This is a genomic window from Flavobacterium sp. AED (genome assembly GCF_000812945.1).
Taxonomy (GTDB): Bacteria; Bacteroidota; Bacteroidia; order Flavobacteriales; family Flavobacteriaceae; genus Flavobacterium.
In genome coordinates, this window is the sequence record NZ_JSYM01000001.1 from 1,829,142 (window position 1) to 1,845,333 (window position 16,192).

A 16,192-nucleotide genomic window follows, 5' to 3' on the forward strand; every position below is an offset into this window, starting at 1 on the left:
TTAACCGAAATATAGGGATTGTAACGATGAATATTGTAGCTATTGTTTTATTTTTTTAGGTTTGAATGATGTAACGCTAAAAGCTTTGACAAAGGCAAATGCGATTTATTTAGTAAAATGAAAAAAACAAAAAACATATTTTGGGTATTATCAATTTTTGTATTGACACTTTATTCGTGTTCAAATGATACTGACGATAGCATAAAATTGCTAAAAAAGATAGTCGCTACTTCAGCAGATGGAACTTCAGCAACAACTTTGTTTACTTATAATGGCAATAAAATTGTAAGTATTGATGGTGTTCAGAAACATATTGATTTTACGTATACGGATGATTTGATTTCGAAAACAGTAACGTTAAATAAAACAAATCAACTTCTCGAAACTATAGAATATACGTATGTTGTTGGTCAATTGGTGCGTACAAAGTCTCTTGACAATTATATGATAAATTACATTCATAATTCAGACGGAACTGTTTTTTATGAAAAATTAGCTATTAATTCAGGGAACCAAGAAGTGAAAATGTATCATGGAATTTTGTATTTCCAAAACGAAAATTTCATCAAAGACGAAAGAATATTAGATAATACTGCATCTGGTGTTTTGTCAAAATACAGCGTAAGCTTTGATTATGATTCTAAACACAATCCATTATATAATGTATTGGGATATAAAAAGCTGTTAGATTATAATGAAGGAATCTCATCCAATAATAGCTTGATAAGTACAGTAATAGCAAGTGTTTCTAAAGACGACCAAATAATATCATCCGCTAAATTTTATAAAAATTCCTTTGCATACGATTTAGAGAATTATCCAACGGAGCAAGTAACGGATAATGCTATTTCTGATGATGTAAATACAGGTTATTTGAAATCACAGTATTTCTATTAATAAAATCAGAAGTTTATAACAACCGGCAAACCCTTTCATCAGTAAAACGTTGAAAGGTTTTTTTATACCAATGAAAAAAGAACTAAACCCCATTTAATTCACTAAAATTATTCAAATTTGTAATAAATTATAAATAATGCAATTCAGAACTTCAATCCCCATTTCTAAAAGTAATCATCCTTTAGATTACAATTCTAAAATTGTGTCTTTGGGTTCTTGTTTTGTGGAAAACATGGGTGAAAAATTTAATTATTTTAAATTTGAAAACAGCATAAATCCTTTCGGAATAATTTTCAATCCGGTTTCTATTGAAAAAATTATTTATAAAGCCATAAATGCAGTATTATTCACCGAAGAGGATATTTTTTTCTATAACGAACGTTGGCATTGTTTTGATGTGCATTCAGATTTGAGTAATGCTAATTCAGGCGAATTAATAAACAATTTGAATGCGATTGTCAAATTAACGAATCAACTAATAACAGCCTCAACACATCTCATAATCACTTATGGAACCTCGTGGGTGTATCGAAATATTGAAAGTGATGCGATTGTGGCGAATTGTCATAAAGTACCACAGAAGCAATTCAAGAAAGAATTACTTTCGTTTGAAGAGAATAAAGAGAGTATCACAAATACTATTAAATTAATCCATTCAGTTAATCCTAGTTGCAAGATTATTTTCACAGTTTCACCGGTGCGACACATCAAAGATGGTTTTGTCGAAAATCAATGGAGTAAAGCCAACTTGATTTCTGCTATTCACAGTGTTTTGAATAATGAACACTGCAAATTGAACACTGAATACTTTCCTTCCTATGAAATCATGATGGATGAGCTTCGTGATTATCGGTTTTATGCTGAAGATATGTTACATCCCAATCAAGTGGCAATCGATTATATCTGGAAGCGTTTCAAGGAAACTACCATTTCTGAAACCGCTTTTTCTATAATGGAAGAAGTAGAAAGTATTCAAAAAAGTCTTTCACACAAGCCTTTTAATCCTGATTCTGAAAGTCATTTGAAGTTTGAAACCAAACTTCAAGATAAAATCACTAAATTGGAAACTCAATATTCATTTATGAAATTTTAATTATGCTTAGAAGAATACTTATTGGAATAGGAGTTATTGTCGGAATATTTTTATTATTCAAATTTTGTGACTTTAAAAAAAACAATGATGAAGACATCAGTTACAATACAAATCTAATTCAGCAACAAATTGTAAACGTAGGGAAACTTGTGGTTACTGAAGGTCATTTCTCAGAAGTGATAACCTATAAAAATCAACAGAAATACTTGTTGGATATGCTTTCTTTCGAGAAAAAAGCCCTAGTTATTGTTAATGCCGATGTGACTGTTGCGTATGATCTGCATAAAATGAAATATGATATCGATGAAAAAAATAAAACCATCACGATTGTAAGCATTCCAAAAGAAGAGATAAAAATCAGTCCCGATATTCAATTTTACGATGTAGAACAAAGCAAACTAAATCCATTTACGGGAGATGATTACAACAAAATCAATAAGTCAGTTAAAGCTAATTTAGCGAAGAAAATAGAAAAATCGTCATTAAAAACGAATGCTCAAAATCGCTTAATTAGTGAATTGTCCAAAATATTGATTCTGACCAATACCATGGGTTGGAAATTGCAATACGAAGGGAAAGTAATTGAGAACGAGAAAGATTTTGGTCAGCAAATAAAACTTTAGATAAAATTTTAAACACGAATTGCACTAATTTCCACGATTTAATTTGTGGAAATTAGTGCAATTCGTGTTTAATCCTTTTTATGTTTTCTGAGAAAAACCTAAGCTTTCTCCTTATCAAAAATCAAGTCTAAACCGCCAGCAATCAAATGCGCTACTTCGGGTCTTTTTTCTTTTAAATTTTCAAGATAAGCAATCACTTCCTGTAACAGTTGCGGTTCATTTCTGTCTTTCAAAAGTTCAGTGATTTCAACGGATAACAACCAGTCATTTGAGTGATTGGTGTGTAATTTATCAAAAATTGGCGCCAAAGAAGTGTGTATATCTTTGGATTCCCTTATCATTCGAATCGTTTGATATAAAATCTCTAAATCGTCACGTTCTGCAGTATGTTTCGCCTTGATGGTTTTACTTGTAGGAACATGCGAAATCAAATCAAAACTATTCACATCAGCAGGGCCTGAAAAAGCTGAAATCACCTTTTTTCCTATCGCCATATCGTAATTGCCCCATTCCGGTTGAAACAAAACAGCTTCTCTATGTGTTACGGTACAGTTTTTTAAACTGATTAAAATAATCTCACCGTGCAGGTTTCTGGAACCGGTAATAATCTCTCCTTTTACGGTAATCTCTCCTTCAAACTCCAGTGTTACACTTTGATTTTCAGTGATGGAATAGGCGCTTAAGTCTCTAGGACTCATGTCTTCAATAGCGAGATTTATTCCTTTTAGTTTTCCAATAGGACTTCCAAAACCTTCCGGATGTTTGATTGTTCCATGACCCACTAGTTCTTTTTCTCTATACGATAAGGCAGTTTTTCCTGTCGTTTGGATATAAACGGGTTTTCCTTCTTCTTCAATAACATTGGTAAACACACCCGAAATCTGAATTCCGGTACTCAGTTCAATCGTTCCTAAAGCATTGGAATGAATCAATTTATTAATTCCCGATAATCCGCCAGTTCGTAATGCCATTTTATTGGCAAACTCTTCCAAAACCAAGCTTAAATAAGCAAAATCTGGAGTGACGTAAAGTTGCGGTTGCAGTTTTGTAATGTCAAAACTTTGGTTAGCTGCTGATAGGTCGTAAGGGATTTTCTTCACATTATCCGTCATGCACCACGCACTTTCACCAATAGACGAAAGTAATCCAGCACCATAAATTTTTGGATTGTCGATAGTTCCTATCAAACCATATTCCACGGTCCACCAATGTAGGTTTCTAATTTGCGCCATTTCCGATAATTCGCCCATATTGTTCTGTAAATCTTCTACTGCTTTTTCGGCAGCATCAATATCGGCTTGCGGCGTATCTTCGGCTTCTTTCAAGATAGAAAGCAGTCGGATGGCTTCATACATTTGGTAATCCTTGTTCGAAGAAATCGCTTTACAGCCTATTTCCCCAAAACGACGCAGGTATTCTGCATATTCAGGATTAGCAATAATGGGCGCGTGACCGGCACCTTCGTGAATAATATCTGGTGCTGGCGTGTATTCTATATGTTCGAGTTGACGAATATCAGAAGCAATTACGAGTACATTATAGGCTTGAAATTCCATGAAAGCATTTGGTGGAATAAATCCGTCCACCGCTACGGCAGCCCAACCTATTTCGGTCAGAATCCGATTCATGCCGTACATACTAGGAATATGGTCAATTTCAATTCCTGTTTTTTTCAATCCTTCGAGGTACGAACTATGCGCTACTTTCGAAAGATAATTCACATTTTTGCGCATCACATAACGCCAAACTGCCTGATTTATAGGAGTGTAATCGCTATAATCCTGAGGCTTAATGAATTGCTTTAAGTGCTTTGGCAATCGGTCTAATAATGGATTACTTTCAATAGTTGAGTTCATTTCGAAATCGTTGTAGTTATGTTGCAAAAGTACAAATTTAAGGAGCCATTTCCAGCTTTTCATTGCAAGTTTTTGTAAACCCGTTTGTTTTTCTAGTGTTTCTGCAAGAGCTTCCTCCGGTCGCTTTGCGGCAACAAGAAAAACCAAAACGGCTTCGCAAAAAGCTTTTCATTCCAAACGAAGTTCACTGAACTCCAATAAAAATAAAAGTATAGTGAAGTAATCTGGGCTAGGGGAGTTGTAGATTGATTGATGTTTTTGGGTTTATTATTCCGTCAACTCAAACACCAACACTTGTGTTCTTTGCATCTCAGAAAAATTATTATCTGAAATAAAAATAATGGATTGGTGACCGTTAGCCAATTTTGGTCCAAAAGTAAGGCCTTCGATATTATCAATAAAAATCCCCAAATCATCCATGTTCAGAATCAGTTTTTTGGAGGCTAATTCAAAATTTTGGTTCTTTAACGAACCGTAGTTTTTAACATTAGTTGCTTTTTTCAAATCACACAAATAAACTTTAACCGTGCAAGCTTGTGCGCCGGTAGAATAAGAGCGTTCCACAACCAGTAATTGGTCTTTACCATAATATTGAATCGCCGAAACTCCATTTATGGCAAAAGCACCTTTTGGATTGGGTTCATGTGCAATTGCATCTAGTTTGTATGCGTATTGATTCGTATTCTTTTTGGTTTTGGCATTAAATTGATACAATCTGATTAAAGCTCCTTTACTCGTATTGGCTTGGTTGTCATCTTCAAATAATGGTTCCTCAATGTTGGTGTATAGGTTTTTATAGTTGGAGTCAAAAGTTATTCCTTCTAAAGTTCCATTATTTCTAGGGCCTTTTTCCGATTTTTGCATTTCTAAATTCCCTGGTAATTTGGCTTTGTCAAGAAAATTACCTTTTAAATCTATAAAATTAATGGAAGGGTTTTGTAAAATTAATTTATCTGCAGTAACTACACGAGCGCCTTCGCTACTCCAAACTAAGGAGTTAGTTTTGGGATTGAATCGAATATCTTCAGGGTCGGCTGCTGCTGTTGGGTTAGTATTCCAGTTGCCAAAACTTTTTCCGGTTTCATTTTTTAAAGTAGTGACGCTTTGAAAATTGATACTTTCTAATTTATTTTCGACTAACCGAATTTTTGCAGTGTAAAATCGGGAATCGTTAAAAGCTGATCTATCATCACTTATTAGATAATAAAGGTCATTTTTTGCATCATAATCGATTCCGGATAAGCCACCAACTTTCGTGTCTTGAAAAGTTTGATTAAAAGGAATTTCAAGTGAACTGATAAATTTTAAACTGGGAGTCGGTTTGTTTTCGGCAGTTTGTTTTAAATTGGTACAAGAAAGGAGGACAGCTTGTAAAACAACGAGAATTAGAAATTTACGCATATTTTATTTAGTATAATATTCGTGTGGCTTTTAGTTGAATTGTATTTTGTTTCAAAGATACTGGTAATCGAAAAAAAGTTGATTGGTTAGTCTTTAATAATTAGTTAAGGATTTAATTTTTTTCGGCATTTCTGAAATACTCAATTTTATAATTGAACATTTCCGCCATATTCTTGGCACGTATTTTCGCTTCTTCGGCTAATGGTCCTACAAATAAACTATCGGTAGTTTCAATGAAAATTTCCATCCAGCGTTCAAAGTGTTCTTTAGAAACGGGTAATTGTTTGTGAGGAGGAAATGGACTGCCAGAATAAGAGTGAACTTCCAGTAAAATAGTTTGCCAAAAGCGATACATTTTTTCTAAATGTTCTGGCCAGCGGTTGCTTATTTTTTCGTTGAATATGGGTCCAATAAATTGGTCTTTTTGAACTTTGGAGTAAAAAGAATCAACAAGTAATTTGATATCTTCCAAAGTTGTAATGTCGGTAAAGATTGCCATAATTTGGTATAAAAAAGCCTACGCAAAGGTAGGCTTTATGTTTAAATTTATCTTAAGCTATTTTGCTTTAGGCGGGAATTGTTCTAAAATTTTAGCCACAAATTCATTGATTTGTTTTTCTTTTTCTTTTCGGTTTTGAGTCAAATACCCTACGCCTTCGCCTTCCCAAACCAATTCTTTTTTCTTGGCGTCAATTAAATCAATATAAAGAGTGCCTTCAGTTGAAGTGGAAACATAGGTACGTCCTCCCCATAAATAAGGATTCCATCCCCATCCCCAACCATAACCCCATCCAGCGTTATATTGGCTAACATCTACTTGTTCTCTTTCTTTGGTTAAAATATTAATAAGTAAATCAGGTGTCTCACTCTTAGTCATTCCTTTTTTACTCAATTCATTGTCAATAGCATGAAGAATTCTTTTCTTGTCTAATTCTGAAACTTCGACTCTATCGATACCTCTTCTATGAAATGCATAGGTTTTGTATTGACTAAAATCTGCATTTTTATCAAAATCGGAATATACTTTTACGGAACTGCAAGAGGCTACTATAAGAAGTAGTACTACTGGAAGGAGTTTAATTACTTTCATGACTTGGGTTGTTTGGTTACTATTTGTCTATTAAATATGCGTTCAAATTTTTAAAAATCCAATAAATTATCTGCCACTATATTAGGGATGGTAACTTTCAATAAAGGTTGCGTCTCCATCGCTCTTTTTATTGCAAATAATGCTCCTTCGTTTCGAGCCCAGCTTCTTCTGGAAATTCCGTTATTGACATCCCAGAAAAGCATTGATTCTAAACGCCTTGAAGCTTCTTTTGAACCATCAAGAACCATACCAAAACCACCGTTAATTACCTCTCCCCAGCCAACACCGCCACCATTGTGAATCGAAACCCAAGTTGCACCACGAAAGCTGTCTCCAATTACGTTTTGTATCGCCATATCGGCAGTAAAACGGGAGCCGTCATAAATATTAGATGTTTCTCTGTAGGGTGAATCAGTACCGGAAACATCATGGTGATCCCTGCCTAAAACGACAGTTCCTATTTCGCCTTTGGCAATAGCCTGATTAAAAGCTTCGGCAATTTTCACACGTCCCTCGGCATCAGCATAAAGAATTCGGGCTTGTGAACCTACGACCAATTTATTTTCTTGTGCACCTTTTATCCAGTGAATGTTATCTTGCATTTGTTGCTGAATTTCTTCAGGAGCAGTTTTAGCCATTTCTTTCAGTACTTGACAAGCAATTAAATCTGTTTTAGCTAAATCTTCTGCTTTTCCTGAGGCACAAACCCAACGGAATGGACCAAAACCGTAATCAAAACACATTGGTCCCATGATATCCTGAACGTAACTCGGATACCTGAAATCGATATGATTTTCCGCCATTACATCAGCACCGGCGCGGGATGCTTCGAGTAAAAAGGCATTTCCGTAATCAAAGAAATAGGTTCCTCGGGCAGTGTGTTTATTGATAGCGGTAGTGTGTCGACGTAAAGTTTCCTGTACTTTTATTTTAAATAAATCAGGATTTTCAGCCATCATGATATTAGCTTCTTCAAAGGAAACATCGGCTGGATAATATCCACCGGCCCAAGGATTATGTAACGAAGTTTGATCGGATCCTAAATCAATATGGATATTTTCCTGGTCAAATTTTTCCCAAATGTCTACTACGTTTCCGAGATAGCCGATAGAAACGGTTTCTTTATTGGCTTGCGCCAAAGCGACTCTTTTTACTAATTCATCTACATTTTCAACCACTTCATTTATCCAACCCTGGCTATGGCGAATATGGGTTATTTTTGGGTTTACTTCGGCACAAACGGTGATACAACCTGCAATGTTTCCCGCTTTTGGTTGTGCGCCACTCATTCCGCCCAGTCCTGAGGTAACGAATAAACCACCTTTTGGACTGCGTTTTATTTTACGAAAACCATTCAAAACAGTGATTGTTGTTCCATGTACAATTCCTTGCGGACCAATGTACATATAGCTTCCTGCGGTCATTTGTCCGTATTGAGAAACACCTAATGCATTCATTTTTTCCCAATCATCCGGTTTGGAATAATTAGGGATTACCATTCCATTTGTGACAACAACTCGTGGCGCTTCTTTATGTGAAGGAAACAATCCCATAGGATGACCGGAATACATCGTCAATGTTTGCTCATCGGTCATTTCAGATAAGTATTGCATCGTTAATAGATACTGCGCCCAGTTTTGAAAAACGGCTCCGTTTCCGCCATACGTAATTAACTCATGCGGATGTTGTGCCACGGCGTAATCCAAATTATTTTGAATCATTAACATAATCGCTTTTGCCTGTTCACATTTTCCTGGATATTCAGTAATAGGTCGCGCATACATCTTATAATCTGGACGAAAGCGATACATATAAATGCGGCCATACGTTTCTAATTCTTCTGAGAATTCTTTTATTAATTCAGTGTGATGTTGTGGTTCAAAATAACGCAAGGCATTGCGTAATGCTAGTTTTTTTTCTTCAGCAGAAAGGATTTCTTTGCGTTTTGGGGCGTGATTGATAACTGTTTCGTATGGTTTTATTTGTGGTAAAACCGATGGAATTCCCTGTTGAATTTGTTCTTGGAAAGTCATTTTTGATGTTATTCGTTAATTTTTTATGTGTAATTTTAAAAGAAAAGTATCTCGACTGTGCTCGATAGGACACGATTTTAATTTTAAAATACACTATGGATAACGAATATCCGACCTGTGGTAGGATTTATGAATTTTGATTCTATATTTCTGTAAACAAATATCCATTTAGTTTTTTGTTGGTGTTTTTTGAAAACTGCCGTTCTCTTGATTTCTGCTATCAGTAACCTAAATATTGACTACTTTTTATTTGTGCCTGTTTTTTTATCAAAACCATAGGGACAATGACGACAACCACTTTTACAACAATACCCTCGTTTTAAATGGTATTTTTCAGTGAAACACTTATAACCTTCTGGTGTGTAATAGAAATCTTCCCCTTCTATTAAATTATTTTCATTACTTTGCTCAATCATACTTGGGATTATTCTATTGTAAATGTCATTTGGATTGTTTTAATGAAGAAAACAACTCAATCGATTGAGTTTTTCATTAAATAGAACCATTTTATCAGTACAAATTTATAAATTTTATAGCGAATGTTTCTAATTGTTGCTAAATATTTAATTCCAAAAGGATATCGTGGATTGGCGGCATTCCCCTTTGTCTTTGTAAAATATCGTATTGATGTAGAAAACAAGGTTTTTGTTAATCATGAAAAAATACACTTGCGTCAGCAATTAGAACTCCTGGTGATTCCTTTTTTTATTTGGTATTTTATAGAATATCTTTTTCGTTTGATTCAATATAAAAAAGCAGATTTGGCATACAGAAATATCAGTTTCGAAAGAGAAGCTTACGCCAATGAAAAAGATTTAGAGTATTTGAAAAACAGACCTCTTTTGCAATTTTCAAAACATCTTTTTTTATAAATAGCATTCGCCAATAAGACAATCACTTTGGTAATTTAAAGGCTTTTTTTGCTACTTCAGTTTGAGAATAAAAAATATACTAAATCGTTAGTACTCTTAAGTTTTTCTATCTAAATATGGGAATTATTGAATCTAATGTATTTGGTTCTATTTTTTTTATTTTAAATTGTAGGTAATTACATATTTAAAATTAAAAAAGATGTATTTAAACGTTTTTTTATACTTTTTATCGGTATTATAACTACTTGTGAACCTGTTTTTTTTGTAACTTTAGATAAAATATTAAATGTTGGGTTTGGTTTTCTGAAAATTGGGATTATAAACGGATCAGAAATTTTATTATTATCCCTAATAGCTTCATTTTCTATCATTAAAGATGTTATTACATCTAATGGAATTGCTCATTAAAAAAGTACAAATTAATTTAATACAGAAGCTTATGAACTCAAAATTACTTAAAATAACACTATTGATTATTTCCGGAGTTTTATTTCAGAATAATATCAATGCGCAAATGTTTGTAAGTGCCAATACAAATGTCTTTGTAAATAATGAAGTTGTTTATATAAAACAAGGCTTGGAATTAAATGCTGCGAGCAGTAATTTTTACTTAAGAAGAGATGCACAATTATTGCAAGGTTCTACCGCAGCTGGAGCAAATAAAGGAGTTGGAAACTTATCTGTTTTTCAAGAAGGATCAACTAATAATTTCCAATTTAATTATTGGTGTTCCCCAGTTGGAGGAAATAGTGCTACAGCAGGAAATTCTCCTTTTGGGATTACCCAACTTAAAGATATTGTTGATTTGACGAATAGCAATAATCCAACTATTTTAGCTATGAATAATTACAATGGTACAGCTAGTCCATTTGCAATTGCTCCTTTTTGGATTAATAAATTAGTAGCTTCATCAGGATATACAAGTTGGGCTCAAGTAGGATCCGCTTCTAGTATAAATGCTGGAGAAGGATTTACCATGAAAGGAACTTCGGGAACAAATTTAACTACTGTAAATGGAGTTCAAAACAATCCGACAAGTCAACAACGATATGATTTTAGAGGAAAACCTAATGATGGAACCATTTCTATTAACGTATTAGATCAAGAATTTACATTGACGGGTAATCCATATCCCTCAGCTATAGATTTGTCTGCTTTTTTAACCGATGCAACAAATTGTACCGGTATTGCTTATTTCTGGGAACAAGACAAAACAGTAAATTCTCATTATATAGCTGATTACAAAGGAGGATATGGAACTTTTTCTCCGGTTTCTAGATCAGGGTCAGGTATTTATGTTCCGGCAACATTCTATTCTTATGATGGCTCCGGTAATGAAGGATCGAGTACTGGAACAGGTGGGATTTATGAAAGACGTTTTAGTCCTGTAGGGCAGGGTTTTATGATTGACGGGACAGCAAATGGAACGGTAGAAATGAAAAATAGTTACCGAGTATTTGTCAAAGAAGGAGCGTCAAATTATTCTCAATTTAATAAAAGTGCAAATCAAAATAAAACGAAAACCAAAAGCGATTATTTGTCTAAAATTCAATCTGTTTCAGGGTTTGATTATACTAAAGTGAGTCTTTTGCCAACACCACAAATCAGATTCAATACATTGATGAATAATCAAGGAGTTCGTCAACTGGCACTTGCATTTATTCCTGAAGCAACTGATGGTGTTGATCGTGCAATGGATGCAATGTCCTCAAGTGACGATTCTCCAGCGGATGTTTACTTCGTATTAGAAGATACGGAGTATGTTATTGATGCTGTGAATTTTGATGTTGATAAGAGTATTCCAATTGGTTTTAGAAATGGAGATCAAGCCAATTATAAAATTACGGTTAAGGAAATTTTGAATTTTACTGAAGCTAACAATGTTTATTTACACGATAAAGTGGCAGATAAATATTTTGATATAAAAAATGATTTCCATGAATTGACATTGCCTGCTGGAGTCAACAATACACAATTTGAAATTACTTTTAAAAGTAATTCTACTTTAGGAGTTAAGGATTTAGCTAGTGAAAGTTTTGTGGTTTATCAAAATAATGCAACTAAAAATTTAACAATCAATAATCCATTGTTAATGGATCTTGCTACTTGTGGTTTGTATGATGTAGCAGGGAAATTAATTTTCAGTAAAAAAGATTTAGGAGTGAATTCCTCTTATAAGTTTTCTACTTCGGGTCTTGGAGATGGAATTTATATTGTTAAGATATCGACTAAAGACAATATTGAGGTGGGTAAAAAAATTATCATTAGAAATTAAATTCCAGAAATAAATAGAAAAGGAAAAATGCAATCTGTTAGGATTGCATTTTTTATTATATATTAATTTTACCTTTGTAAAAAATATTTAGTTTGAATCAACAGGTAACGATATCATTTCCAAATTCAATTTCATTGCATATCAAACGCGAAGATTTGATTCATCCTTTTGTTTCGGGAAATAAGTTTAGGAAGTTGAAGTATAATTTGCTTCAAGCAAAAGAAGAAAATCAGGAAACACTATTGACTTTTGGAGGGGCTTTTTCAAATCACATCGCAGCAGTCGCCTTTGCAGGAAAAGAAAAGGGATTCAAAACTATTGGGATTATTCGAGGAGAAGAATTAGGGAGTAAAATTTCAGAAAATCCAACTCTATCATTCGCTCAAAACTGTGGAATGCAATTGGAATTTGTTTCCAGGGAGGAGTATCGCTTAAAAAGTGAGATCTCATTTTTAGAAAAATTAAAAACAAAATTCGGAAATTTCTATCTTATTCCAGAAGGAGGAACCAATGAATTGGCCATCAAGGGCTGTGAGGAAATTCTAACTGAAGACGATGCTAAATTTGATTATATCTGTTGTTCAATAGGAACAGGCGGAACCATTTCAGGAATTATAAACAGTGTTTTACCGCATCAAAAAGTTTTAGGATTTCCTGCTTTAAAAGGTGATTTTTTAAAAGATGAAATTCGTAATTTTGCCCAAAATGAGAATTGGGAATTAATTACGGACTATCATTTTGGAGGTTACGGAAAAGTAAATTCAGCATTAATCGATTTTATAAATCGGTTTTATGAGGAAAATCAAATTCCTTTGGATCCTATTTATACAGGAAAGATGGTTTTTGGCGTTATAGATTTAATACAGAACAACTATTTTCCGGCTCAATCAAAAATTTTACTAATTCATACTGGTGGAATTCAAGGAATTCAGGGAATGAATATGAAATTAAGAAACAAACAATTACCAACAATCAATATCAATGTTTAAAAAAATTCTACTGCTTTTTATACTAATATTTTTGGTAGGTTGTAAAGCCACAAAACCGGTTATTATAACTACGAAAAAAGTTCCGGTAAAACCAAAATCACAAGTAGTTAATACTACTAAAAAGGCTAATATAGCAAAACCGCTATATACAAAACCAGTAAAGCAAGAACAAAATAATCAAGAGACAGAAGTAATTGTTTCCACATCAAAAACGGTGGTTACTAATGAAGTGATTAAAGCTTATGTTTCCCAATTCAAAGATATTGCGATGGGGAATATGAAAAATTATGGTATTCCTGCCAGTATTATTTTAGCCCAGGGAATTTTAGAATCGGGTGCTGGAGTAGGTGATTTGGCCATAAGTGCCAATAATCATTTTGGTATAAAATGCCATGAAGGCTGGACTGGAGAAAGTGTGAGGCATGATGATGATTCTGATCAGGAATGCTTCAGAAAATACAATAATCCATCAGAGTCGTTTAAAGACCATGCTATATTTCTAACTGGCAGAAGTAGATATGCTAAATTATTTGCATTACAAAAAGGAGATTATAAGGCTTGGGCCAGAGGATTAAGAACGGCAGGTTATGCAACAGATCCAAGATATCCTGATAAATTGATTTCCTATATTGAACGTTATAATTTGCATCAATATGACAATCAGGTTTTAGATTTGAATTATGTGTCGAATGAAAAACAATTGGTAGAGGAATTGACATTAGAAACTAAAAAATCAAAAAGTGAAGATTTAGCTTTATATGAAGTTCAAAAAGGAGATACTTTTTATTCGATTTCGAAAAAATTCAACCTAATGGTGGATGAATTAAAACGAATAAATAATCTTTCGAATAATATACTTTCTATTGGGCAAAAACTGATAGTGAAATAATCTAAAAAATAATCATAACTCAAAATTTATAAATGTTATATACAAGAAGTAGTCAGCTTTTTGCTGAAGCAGAAAAAGTAATTCCAGGAGGAGTAAATTCACCAGTAAGAGCCTTTAAAGCGGTAGGTGGAACTCCAATTTTTGTTAAAAGTGCCAAAGGTGCTTATTTGTATGATGAAGATGGAAACCGTTTGATTGATTACATTAATTCATGGGGACCAATGATTTTAGGACATGCTTTTGAACCGGTTGTACAAGCCGTGATTGAGAAAGCTAAATTGGGAACTTCTTTTGGAATGCCCACAGAATTAGAAACTCAAATTGCAGCTTTGGCTGTTTCTATGGTTCCTAATATTGATAAAATTAGATTTGTAAATTCAGGAACTGAAGCTTGTATGAGTGCGGTAAGACTCGCTCGTGGATTTACCAAAAGAGATAAAATAATCAAATTTGCAGGTTGTTATCACGGCCATTCGGATTCATTTTTGATTCAGGCTGGAAGTGGAGCGATTACTTTTGGAACACCAAACAGTCCTGGAGTAACTGCTGGAACTGCCAAAGATACTTTGCTGGCACGTTACAATGATTTAGAGAATGTAGCAGCTTTAATTACAGCCAATAAAAATGAAATTGCAGCCATTATCGTAGAGCCTGTTGCTGGAAATATGGGTTGTATTCCGCCAAATAAAGGTTTTCTGGAAGGCTTGCGCCAATTGTGTACAGACAATGGAATTCTGCTGATTTTTGATGAGGTGATGACGGGATTTAGACTTGCCAGAGGTGGTGTTCAAGAATTATTTAATATAACTGCTGATATAGTTTGTTTCGGAAAAGTAATAGGCGGAGGTTTGCCGGTTGGCGCTTTTGCTGCCCGTGCCGAAATTATGAATTATCTGGCTCCATTAGGACCTGTTTATCAAGCAGGTACTTTATCTGGAAACCCGTTAGCGATGGCAGCAGGATTAGCAATGTTACAATCATTAGATACGGATCGTGCTATTTTTCAAAGATTAGAAGAAAAAACAGCGTATTTAGCTGCAGGAATAGAAAAAGTTTTGAAAGCAAATAATGTTGTTTTTACCATAAACAGAATTGGTTCGATGGTTTCCGTGCATTTTGATACTGCTCCGGTAGTCGATTTTCAATCTGCTGCAAAAGGAGATAATGAGACCTTCAAAAAATTCTTTCATGGATTATTACAGGAAGGAATTTATATTGCTCCATCCGCTTACGAAACCTGGTTCATCACTGATGCACTAACGTATGATGATTTAGATTTTACAATTCAAGCTGTAGATAAAGTTTCTAAAACTTTTTAATTATAAAAAAAAACTTCCGGCTTAGACCGGAAGTTTTTTTATGGTGTAATTTGAACCCAATTTATTTTTGCTTTTTGATATCGGCAACATATTTAGTCAATTTTTTTCCATAAAGTGATTGTGCCACTTTTGGAGACATTGATTTTTGAATCGTATCTAAATATTTAATATTGATATCATAAATCTCTGACAAGGCAATATAAGGCGCTACATCGTAGTTTCTATTGTTTATTGCAAAGTTGGTAGCAAATAGATATTTTCTTTTTATATTAGAGTCTTGTTTTGCACTTAAGCTGTCAATCGCTTTCGTGTTATTATTTTTAATGGCATTGAATTTTTTCTCAATTAAAGTAAGATTTTCATCTGTGAAACGAGAATTTATCTTTTTATACTCTTGATATAAATCGTTATTTTTTGATCCTGTAATTTTTGCACCAGAAAGATAGGAGTCTAAACTAGTTTCAATAGTTATATTTCCCGGTTCAGCAAAAAATGTGAGGTTGTTATCCAGTGAATTGCTTACGCCTCTATCCAAAAATAAATAGAGCATTTCAGGAGATTTTAAATCTAAGTCACTTTCAAAAGCAGAGCTTCCATCGATGTTAATAGTATCAATAGCTACAAGGCTGGTATCGACTATTCTTTGAATATATAAAGTCCCTTTTTTTAATCCTTTGATATTTCCGGTAATATGTAAGTTTGTTTTTGATTCCTTTTCGCTACAAGAAGATAAAAGCAAAAGGGTAGCGAATGCGATAATAGATTTTTTCATGTGAAGTTAATATTTGTTTTTTTTGGAACATGGTATCACCATTCTTTATTATGATTTGTCCCGAAGCTTCGGAATTGAATCAT

The 16,192-nt window shown here is 33.8% G+C and carries 15 protein-coding genes; 8 read left to right on the plus strand and 7 right to left on the minus strand.

Going from position 1 to position 16,192, the window contains the following annotated elements:
- Window positions 1-117 precede the first annotated feature (117 nt).
- From OA85_RS08045 to OA85_RS08055, 3 genes are all read left to right on the plus strand, one after another.
- Entirely contained in the window at window positions 118-897 is a 780-nt protein-coding gene (locus tag OA85_RS08045) for a hypothetical protein (protein WP_039109015.1), read from the plus strand.
- 136 nt (window positions 898-1,033) lie between these two features.
- Complete coding sequence (locus tag OA85_RS08050; RefSeq protein ID WP_039109016.1) at window positions 1,034-1,990, plus strand: GSCFA domain-containing protein; 957 nt, start codon at window positions 1,034-1,036, stop codon at window positions 1,988-1,990.
- A gap of 2 nt (window positions 1,991-1,992) precedes the next feature.
- Window positions 1,993-2,613 carry a DUF4230 domain-containing protein gene (locus OA85_RS08055; protein ID WP_039109017.1) on the plus strand — a complete coding sequence of 207 codons (621 nt, stop codon included), beginning with the start codon at window positions 1,993-1,995 and terminating at the stop codon, window positions 2,611-2,613.
- 98 nt (window positions 2,614-2,711) lie between these two features.
- Here the strand turns inward: OA85_RS08055 and OA85_RS08060 are convergent, their stop codons facing one another.
- From OA85_RS08060 to OA85_RS17485, 6 genes are all read right to left on the minus strand, one after another.
- Entirely contained in the window at window positions 2,712-4,469 is a 1,758-nt protein-coding gene (locus OA85_RS08060) for an aromatic amino acid hydroxylase (protein ID WP_039109455.1), read from the minus strand.
- A 267-nt stretch (window positions 4,470-4,736) separates the two neighbouring features.
- A complete protein-coding gene (locus OA85_RS08065; protein ID WP_039109018.1) occupies window positions 4,737-5,870 on the minus strand; it encodes an esterase-like activity of phytase family protein in 1,134 nt (377 codons plus the stop codon).
- Between the two features lie 112 nt (window positions 5,871-5,982).
- A complete protein-coding gene (locus OA85_RS08070; RefSeq protein WP_039109019.1) occupies window positions 5,983-6,369 on the minus strand; it encodes a group III truncated hemoglobin in 387 nt (128 codons plus the stop codon).
- Between the two features lie 57 nt (window positions 6,370-6,426).
- A complete protein-coding gene (locus tag OA85_RS08075; protein ID WP_039109020.1) occupies window positions 6,427-6,960 on the minus strand; it encodes a DUF4136 domain-containing protein in 534 nt (177 codons plus the stop codon).
- A gap of 50 nt (window positions 6,961-7,010) precedes the next feature.
- Window positions 7,011-8,993, minus strand: a complete 1,983-nt coding sequence (locus OA85_RS08080; protein WP_039109021.1) for a urocanate hydratase — start codon at window positions 8,991-8,993, stop codon at window positions 7,011-7,013.
- A 239-nt stretch (window positions 8,994-9,232) separates the two neighbouring features.
- Window positions 9,233-9,409, minus strand: a complete 177-nt coding sequence (locus OA85_RS17485) for a DUF5522 domain-containing protein (protein WP_197056059.1) — start codon at window positions 9,407-9,409, stop codon at window positions 9,233-9,235.
- 123 nt (window positions 9,410-9,532) lie between these two features.
- Here OA85_RS17485 and OA85_RS08085 point away from each other — a divergent pair, with 123 nt between their 5' ends.
- From OA85_RS08085 to hemL, 5 genes are all read left to right on the plus strand, one after another.
- Window positions 9,533-9,865 (plus strand): hypothetical protein, encoded by a 333-nt coding sequence (locus OA85_RS08085; RefSeq protein ID WP_039109022.1) that lies wholly within the window; start codon window positions 9,533-9,535, stop codon window positions 9,863-9,865.
- 439 nt (window positions 9,866-10,304) lie between these two features.
- On the plus strand, window positions 10,305-12,140 hold the full coding sequence (locus OA85_RS08095) for a T9SS type A sorting domain-containing protein (protein ID WP_039109457.1): 1,836 nt from the start codon (window positions 10,305-10,307) through the stop codon (window positions 12,138-12,140).
- A gap of 92 nt (window positions 12,141-12,232) precedes the next feature.
- The gene (locus tag OA85_RS08100; RefSeq protein WP_156129422.1) at window positions 12,233-13,129 is read left to right on the plus strand and encodes a 1-aminocyclopropane-1-carboxylate deaminase/D-cysteine desulfhydrase; all 897 of its coding nucleotides are present in this window, start codon (window positions 12,233-12,235) and stop codon (window positions 13,127-13,129) included.
- The gene (locus OA85_RS08105; RefSeq protein WP_039109025.1) at window positions 13,122-14,018 is read left to right on the plus strand and encodes a glucosaminidase domain-containing protein; all 897 of its coding nucleotides are present in this window, start codon (window positions 13,122-13,124) and stop codon (window positions 14,016-14,018) included. The genes OA85_RS08100 and OA85_RS08105 overlap by 8 nt, the downstream gene beginning before the upstream one ends.
- A 32-nt stretch (window positions 14,019-14,050) precedes the next feature.
- Window positions 14,051-15,337: a glutamate-1-semialdehyde 2,1-aminomutase gene (gene hemL / locus OA85_RS08110; protein ID WP_039109026.1), complete on the plus strand. Its 1,287-nt coding sequence runs from the start codon at window positions 14,051-14,053 to the stop codon at window positions 15,335-15,337.
- A gap of 61 nt (window positions 15,338-15,398) precedes the next feature.
- Here hemL and OA85_RS08115 read toward each other — a convergent pair whose 3' ends face one another.
- A complete protein-coding gene (locus OA85_RS08115) occupies window positions 15,399-16,109 on the minus strand; it encodes a DUF4369 domain-containing protein (RefSeq protein WP_039109027.1) in 711 nt (236 codons plus the stop codon).
- Window positions 16,110-16,192 lie beyond the last annotated feature (83 nt).

What these genes read in the sequence shown, in the direction of transcription:
- OA85_RS08045 (WP_039109015.1), top strand. Translation starts at nt 118, where the DNA reads ATGAAAAAAACAAAAAACATATTTTGGGTATTATCAATTTTTGTATTG.
- OA85_RS08060 (WP_039109455.1), bottom strand. Translation starts at nt 4,469, where the DNA reads ATGAACTCAACTATTGAAAGTAATCCATTATTAGACCGATTGCCAAAG.
- OA85_RS08080 (WP_039109021.1), bottom strand. Translation starts at nt 8,993, where the DNA reads ATGACTTTCCAAGAACAAATTCAACAGGGAATTCCATCGGTTTTACCA.
- OA85_RS08095 (WP_039109457.1), top strand. Translation starts at nt 10,305, where the DNA reads ATGAACTCAAAATTACTTAAAATAACACTATTGATTATTTCCGGAGTT.
- OA85_RS08075 (WP_039109020.1), bottom strand. Translation starts at nt 6,960, where the DNA reads ATGAAAGTAATTAAACTCCTTCCAGTAGTACTACTTCTTATAGTAGCC.
- hemL (WP_039109026.1), top strand. Translation starts at nt 14,051, where the DNA reads ATGTTATATACAAGAAGTAGTCAGCTTTTTGCTGAAGCAGAAAAAGTA.
- OA85_RS08115 (WP_039109027.1), bottom strand. Translation starts at nt 16,109, where the DNA reads ATGAAAAAATCTATTATCGCATTCGCTACCCTTTTGCTTTTATCTTCT.
- OA85_RS08070 (WP_039109019.1), bottom strand. Translation starts at nt 6,369, where the DNA reads ATGGCAATCTTTACCGACATTACAACTTTGGAAGATATCAAATTACTT.
- OA85_RS08105 (WP_039109025.1), top strand. Translation starts at nt 13,122, where the DNA reads ATGTTTAAAAAAATTCTACTGCTTTTTATACTAATATTTTTGGTAGGT.
- OA85_RS08085 (WP_039109022.1), top strand. Translation starts at nt 9,533, where the DNA reads ATGTTTCTAATTGTTGCTAAATATTTAATTCCAAAAGGATATCGTGGA.
- OA85_RS08065 (WP_039109018.1), bottom strand. Translation starts at nt 5,870, where the DNA reads ATGCGTAAATTTCTAATTCTCGTTGTTTTACAAGCTGTCCTCCTTTCT.
- OA85_RS17485 (WP_197056059.1), bottom strand. Translation starts at nt 9,409, where the DNA reads ATGATTGAGCAAAGTAATGAAAATAATTTAATAGAAGGGGAAGATTTC.
- OA85_RS08050 (WP_039109016.1), top strand. Translation starts at nt 1,034, where the DNA reads ATGCAATTCAGAACTTCAATCCCCATTTCTAAAAGTAATCATCCTTTA.
- OA85_RS08055 (WP_039109017.1), top strand. Translation starts at nt 1,993, where the DNA reads ATGCTTAGAAGAATACTTATTGGAATAGGAGTTATTGTCGGAATATTT.